The 6,106-nt window shown below is 70.8% G+C and carries 6 protein-coding genes; 3 read left to right on the forward strand and 3 right to left on the reverse strand.

Annotation, left to right across the window (positions count from 1 at the left end; all coding sequences use genetic code 11):
* Positions 1-37: 37 nt before the first annotated feature.
* From VF330_RS01170 to VF330_RS01180, 3 genes are all read right to left on the reverse strand, one after another.
* Complete coding sequence (locus VF330_RS01170) at positions 38-337, reverse strand: hypothetical protein (protein ID WP_330849568.1); 300 nt, start codon at positions 335-337, stop codon at positions 38-40.
* A 191-nt stretch (positions 338-528) separates the two neighbouring features.
* Positions 529-1,374: a phosphatase PAP2 family protein gene (locus VF330_RS01175; protein ID WP_330849569.1), complete on the reverse strand. Its 846-nt coding sequence runs from the start codon at positions 1,372-1,374 to the stop codon at positions 529-531.
* A 108-nt stretch (positions 1,375-1,482) separates the two neighbouring features.
* Positions 1,483-1,899, reverse strand: coding sequence for a YkvA family protein (locus VF330_RS01180; protein WP_330849574.1), 417 nt, complete (start codon positions 1,897-1,899; stop codon positions 1,483-1,485).
* 262 nt (positions 1,900-2,161) lie between these two features.
* On the opposite strand from VF330_RS01180, the gene VF330_RS01185 reads away from it, so the two are divergent.
* From VF330_RS01185 to VF330_RS01195, 3 genes are all read left to right on the forward strand, one after another.
* On the forward strand, positions 2,162-3,340 hold the full coding sequence (locus tag VF330_RS01185) for a serine hydrolase domain-containing protein (protein WP_330849570.1): 1,179 nt from the start codon (positions 2,162-2,164) through the stop codon (positions 3,338-3,340).
* 253 nt (positions 3,341-3,593) lie between these two features.
* The gene (locus VF330_RS01190; RefSeq protein WP_330849571.1) at positions 3,594-4,070 is read left to right on the forward strand and encodes a hypothetical protein; all 477 of its coding nucleotides are present in this window, start codon (positions 3,594-3,596) and stop codon (positions 4,068-4,070) included.
* 308 nt (positions 4,071-4,378) lie between these two features.
* Positions 4,379-5,899, forward strand: a complete 1,521-nt coding sequence (locus VF330_RS01195) for a serine/threonine-protein kinase (protein WP_330849572.1) — start codon at positions 4,379-4,381, stop codon at positions 5,897-5,899.
* Positions 5,900-6,106: the final 207 nt, after the last annotated feature.

Raw genomic sequence — 6,106 nt, forward strand, 5'->3', positions numbered from 1 at the left:
AACCTGTGCCCGGCATGTCCGGAAGTGGGTGTGCGGGTCAGTCCGTGTCGGGGTGCCAGCCGCGGGCGATGTCGCGGCCCTCGCGGCGGAGCTTGCGGTTGGCGGCCTTCACCCACTCCTGCCACTCCTTGTACGCGGAGCGCTCCTGGGTGCGCGCGCAGCAGGTCCAGGGGGAGGCCATGCCGGTGACCCCGGCCCAGCGGCAGCGGGTACCGGTGTTCTCCCTGGTGGGGAGCGGCGGCAGGTCGCAGGACCCGTGCCGGTGGTCGTGCAGCGGCAGACCGCCGTGTTCGCGGTGCCGCACCCACGCCGGTTTAGTCTTGTCCGTGCGGGACATCTCGTTCCTCCGGGAACCAGCCACCCGTGCTCCCGGACTCTCCGGGCGGGCGGCTAGCGCAACCGCTCCACCGCGACCACCTGCTCCCTGTTCCGCGCCGGACGACCCGGCGTCGATCCGTTCTCCCCACGGTACCCGGACGGGGACGGCTCGGTCCCGGGCCTGGCCCGCGCCACCGGGTGGTCACCGAGTCAGCGGGTGCGTTCCCACCGGGAGCCGACGATGGCGACCGCGCACGCCCACGCGGTGCCGAGCAGCCAGCCGGCGAGCACGTCGCTGACGTAGTGGACGCCCAGGTAGACGCGGGAGAAGCCGATCATGCCGATGAACCCGAGCGCGGTGGCGCTCACCGCGACCCGACCGGCCCACGAGGTGACGAGGTGCCTGGTGACGAGCCACGCGCACAGCAGCGTGATGGCGGAGGTGCCGGTGGCGTGCCCGGAGGGGAACGAGTAGCCCTTCTCGGTGATCGCCGCGATGAGCGACGGCGGCCGGTCCCTGCCGACCAGCGTCTTCGCCAGGGTGATCACCAGGCCGATGCCGGCGGCCCCGACGAGGCTGAGCACCGCCGGCAGCCACGACCGGCGGCGCCACGCGACCAGGCCGCCGACCCCGGCGGCGAGCACGCCCAGTGCGACGGGGCTGCCCAGGTCGGTGAGGACGCGCAGGGTCGCGGTGAGCCACGGGTCGCGGTGGTCGGCCAGCCACTGCGAGGCAGGCTGGTCGAGAGCCGCGACGCCCTCGCCCTCGAGCACCTCCTCCAGCAGGGACGTGAACCCGACGGCCAGTGCCACGACCACGCCCAGCCCGACGAGCAGCGCGACGCTCACCGCCTCGACGACCGGGAACCGGCGGACCAGCAGCCGCCACGCGTCCGTCAGGTGCCTCGACGTCCACGTCCTGACCGGGCGGACCACCGGAGCGTCGCCGAGCCGCGTGAGGGCGGTGCGCATCTGACGGGGGCGCCGGGCCACCACGACCGCGGCGAGCACGAACAGCGCGAGCAGGACGAGAGCGCTGACGCTGACGAGGCCCATGGTCAGAATCCGATCAGGAACGGGACGCCCGCGATCAGCAGGTTCCCCGCACCATAAGCGGCGATCTCGGGGGCGTGCAGGACGAGCGCACCTCGGCGGGCACGTCCGTCACGTGCGGTTCAGGCCGGTGAGCCGGGCCAGGACGGCGAACCCGTCGTCGGTGCCCGGCCAGTGCCGCCGTACGGCGTCGATCCCGGCGCGGCGCACGACCGAGCGCAGGACCGCGGTCACGACGATCGCGTCGTCGGCGTACCCGAGCACGGGGATGAAGTCCGGCACCAGGTCGAACGGGAACGCCAGGTAGGCCAGCAGCAGGCCCAGCCGCACCCGAACGCCGCGCGGGAGATCGCGGTCGGCGGCGAGCCTGCGCACCAGGCGCAGCACGTCCGGCAGCAACCGCATCGCCTCGCGCAACAGGCCTCCGCGCGGCCGGACGACCACCAGTGCCACGACCAGCACCAGCCACGTCACCAGCACCGCCGCCACGACGCCGATGAGCACGTCGAGCCACCACGTCCCGGTCACGACTCCGCCCTGGTCGCGCATGTCGCCTGCCGACCGGCAATGTTCGTCACACGGCGATTTTAGGCCCGTGACAACGGCTCGTCGCGTCCGTGACGAGGCTCGCCGTCGAGGCTCCGTTCCGCCGCAGTGACAAGGGCGTCGCCGTGAGTGAGCGGTGGGATCTGCGGACCTCTGTGGAGTGCGGCTCGGCCTCCACCCGAGCGCGAGTGGTTTGGCATCCTTTCCGATGATCATGCCCGCAGAAGCTCGGACGGAAGTGGTAATGACCGAGATCCACGGCTTTGCAGACGAAGGTTATGGTCCCGTCGCCGACACCTTCCGCGACAACTTCGAGCGCGGCGCCGAAACCGGCGCCGCGCTCGCGATCTACCGCGACGGCCGGTTGGTCGTCGACCTGCACGGCGGGGTTCGTGACAGCACCACCGGGCAACCCTGGACCGCCGACACCGTCGCGGTCGGTTTCTCCGCCACCAAAGGCCTTCTCGCCATCATCGGCTACCTCGCGCAGCAGCGGGGCCTGCTGGACCACGACGCTCCCGTCACGTGCCTGTGGCCGGAGTACGGCGCCCACGGCAAGGAAGACACGACGATCCGCGACGTGTTCGCCCACCGCGCCGGTGTCGTCGCCCTGGACGCCGACCTGACCTTCCAGGACCTCTGCCGCTGGACGTCCGTCGTCGCCGCGATCGAGTCGCAACGACCGCAGTGGGAACCCGGTAGCGATTTCGGTTACCACGCACTGACCTACGGCTGGATGGTCGGCGAGATCCTGCGCCGCGCCACCGGTCTGAGACCCCGGGAACTGCTCGCCGAGTACCTCACCACACCACTGGCGGCCGACGCCTGGATCGGACTTCCCGCCCACGCGACGCACCGCGTGGCCCGCATCGACCCCGCCCCCGGCCTCGCCCGCGCGGAGGCGGTCGCCCGGATCGAGGCGGAGCTGAGCGGCTCGCCCTTCGTCAGGTCCGTGACGATGAGCGGCGCGCTGCCCGCCCGGTTCCTCGACGACGACCGCACCGACTTCAACTCCCCGGCCCTGCACACGGCCGAGATCCCCGCCGCCAACGGCATCATGTCCGCCGCCGCACTCGCCAAGATCTACGCCGCCGCGGTGTCCACCGTCGACGGCCAACCCCGGCTGCTCACCGACAGGAGCATCGCCGACGCGCTCGTCCCGCGGTCCAGCGGCAAGGGCTGGTCGGGTGTCGTCACGCCGCGCGGTATTCGCTACTCCACCGGCTTCCTGGTCAACGGCTACCCCGGCCGCCCCCTGCTCTCCGACCACTCCTTCGGCCACGACGGCGTCAACGGCGGCCTCGGCTTCGCCGACTCCGAGGCCGGGATCGGGTTCGGCTACGTCAACAACCAGCTGGCCGATCCGACCGACCAGCGGGCCAACCTGCTGACCGCGGCGTTGCGACGGTCTTTGGACGCTTGACCTTTGGTGTGCAGGGGGTTGTGGCGGTTCGTCCTAATAGGACGGTCGTCGACGGTCTGGTCGGCTGTTGCGTGAACGTGGAGGCGGGGTGCGTCCCGAGCCTTGCCTCCCACGTTCGTCTTGTCTGCCGCAGCGTCCGCCAATGCGCCACGACCAACCCTCAGAAAATCGTGATCGCGTGTAGCGCGGAGCGCACACCCGGCGATGTACCCGCCAAGACGATCGACGGTGCGACATCAGAGGGGGCTCCCTGGTGCGGAGGATCAACGACGGCTACAACAACGTGGCGCACCTGCACGACCTCGACCCCCGGTACGACCGCGAGAACGACGACGTCCGCGACCGCGTGGAGTTCGGTGAGGCGCCGCAGCGCGAGTGGATCCCGCGCGGCACCCGCGCCCGGAAGACCGCGGCGACGCCGAAGAGGAGGTGGCACGCAGCCGCCCGCGCCTGGGTCGAGCGCAATCCGCAGGCCGGTTACAAGGCCTGCGCCGCCGCGATGGTGCGCATGGGTTACGTGGGGGTGACCAAGGCCACGGTCTCGGAGTTGATGAGGCAGAAACCCGAGCCCGCCAAGAAGAAGGCCAAGCCGAAGGCCGTGCGACGGCCTGTTCCGCAGTACCGGCCCTACGTTCCGGCACCACGTCCGCCGGAGCCACCGCGGTTGAAGGTCCGCTACTGCGACGGCTGTGGACTGGCTGTCAGCGAAAGCGGCGCCTGCCGCTGCTGATCCCGCACCCGGTCGAGGATCGCGAGGGTCGAGCTGTCCGGGAAGCGGCTCGCGTTGTCGTGAATTCCTCCGAACGAGTTGTCGGCCGCGACCAGGTCAAGCCAACTCTGCGTGGACAACAAGGCGCCTCCGACACCGCGCTGTCACCCGACGGAATCAGTCACTCGACGCGACATCTACCTGCTGTGACCGTCCGCGAGAGGACGTTCACCCGACTGGTACGGTGTGGCCGGATCCGCTCTGGACGGCGACTCCCTCGAAGGGCCTGCGAAGTGATCGATCCCGGCAGTGCTCCTTCGTCGACGAGGATGTTCGGTCCGTACCGGCTGGAGTCGTTGCTCGGCCGCGGCGGCATGGGCGAGGTCTACCGCGCCTATGACACCGTCAAGGAACGCACGGTCGCCGTGAAGCTGCTGCCCGTGGGGCTGGCGTCCGACGTGGTCTACCAGGCGCGGTTCCGGCGCGAGTCGCAGGTGGCCGCCCGGCTGCGTGAGCCGCACATCATCCCCATCCACGACTTCGGGGAGATCGACGGCCAGCTGTTCATCGACATGCGCATGGTCGACGGCCACGACCTGGGTTCCCTCGTGCGCAGGGAGGGGGCGATGGACCCGGCCCGCGCGGTGCACATCATCGGGCAGATCGGTGCCGCGCTCGACGCCGCGCACGCCGAGAACCTGATCCACCGCGATGTGAAGCCCTCCAACGTGATCGTCGCCGGAACGGGCGCGGACGAGTTCGCCTACCTCATCGACTTCGGCATCGTCCACAACTCGCTCGACACCACCACCAGCGACGCCTCGCTCGGCAGCCCCGCCTACACCGCGCCCGAACGGCTGCAGCCGGTCCCGTCCGCGGACGCCTTCCAGAAGTCCGTCGACATCTACGCCCTGGGCTGCGTGCTGCACGAGCTCCTCACCGGGCAGCTGCCGTTCCCGAGCGAGAACAACCTGGCGATGATGTTCGCCCACCTCAACTCCCCGCCGCCGCGTCCCGGCGCGATCCGGCCGGGCCTCCCCGCCGGACTCGACGACGTCGTCACCCGCGCCCTGGCCAAGGACCCGAGGCACCGCTACCCGAGCGCCGGAGCGCTGGCGACAGCGGCCCGCGCCGCCCTGGCGACCCAGTCCCAGCCCCTGCCGGTCGCTGCCGCGGACACGACGATGCGGCTGCGGACGTCCGGCGGCCCCGCGGATCCGCGACGCACCCAGATGCTGCCGGAGCACGCCCAGCGCCCGCCGGAGCCACGGCCGGAACCGCGCCCGGCACCCGGCCGGTGGCAGGGCTGGGTCGTCGCCGCCTTCGTCCTGGCCGTGGTGACCGGGTTGGCGTTCGTGCTCTACCCGGTCATCCGGTCCTCGGGCTCGTCCGGCGCTCTGCCGTTCACGTCCTCCACCAAGCCCGTCCCCTCGACGGCGGCGTCCACCACCAAGCCGGTGTCCACGCCCTCCTCCGGCCCGCCGTCCTCCGCGGTGCGGACCACGACGCGCGTGCTGACCATCCCGGCCGGCGGCCCGCTGTTCGGCAACGACGAGGCGCAGGAGAAGGGCCCGGCCATCTGCGAGAAGGTGGGCGGCAAGTTCAACGTCGCCTGGTTCACCCCTGGCGAGACCCAGGGCGAGTACAGCATGGTGACGTGCGCTTTCGTGTTCGAGCCGACCACCGAACGCGTCCTCGACGTCGACGCGGGCGGTCTGATCGCGGACGAGGACGACGCACGGGCGAAGGCGCCGGAGATCTGCGCGAAGGCGGGCGGCACGTGGAACCGCGAGTGGCGCGACGTCGTCGTCGGCAAGTACAGCGTCGTCAACTGCACGATCGCGTTCTGACCCGACCGCTCGGGGAGTGACGGATCCGTCGCGTCCAACGCGGCGGAGACAGTGCGTGTTGAGACGCAACGTTCGATTTTGTTCGACGGTCACAATTCGGTTGAGCCGATCCGCGACACCGTACGTATCCCCGGTCATGCGCCGCATGAACGAGGAGGACGTATGACGCACCGCGTGACGGACAGACGGAAGTTCCGCCTGATCGCT

This window comes from Lentzea sp. (assembly GCF_036380075.1).
Taxonomy (GTDB): Bacteria; Actinomycetota; Actinomycetes; order Mycobacteriales; family Pseudonocardiaceae; genus Lentzea.

Coding starts and splice junctions, on each gene's coding strand:
- VF330_RS01185 (WP_330849570.1), top strand. CDS start 2,162: ATGACCGAGATCCACGGCTTTGCAGACGAAGGTTATGGTCCCGTCGCC.
- VF330_RS01170 (WP_330849568.1), bottom strand. CDS start 337: ATGTCCCGCACGGACAAGACTAAACCGGCGTGGGTGCGGCACCGCGAA.
- VF330_RS01195 (WP_330849572.1), top strand. CDS start 4,379: ATGTTCGGTCCGTACCGGCTGGAGTCGTTGCTCGGCCGCGGCGGCATG.
- VF330_RS01175 (WP_330849569.1), bottom strand. CDS start 1,374: ATGGGCCTCGTCAGCGTCAGCGCTCTCGTCCTGCTCGCGCTGTTCGTG.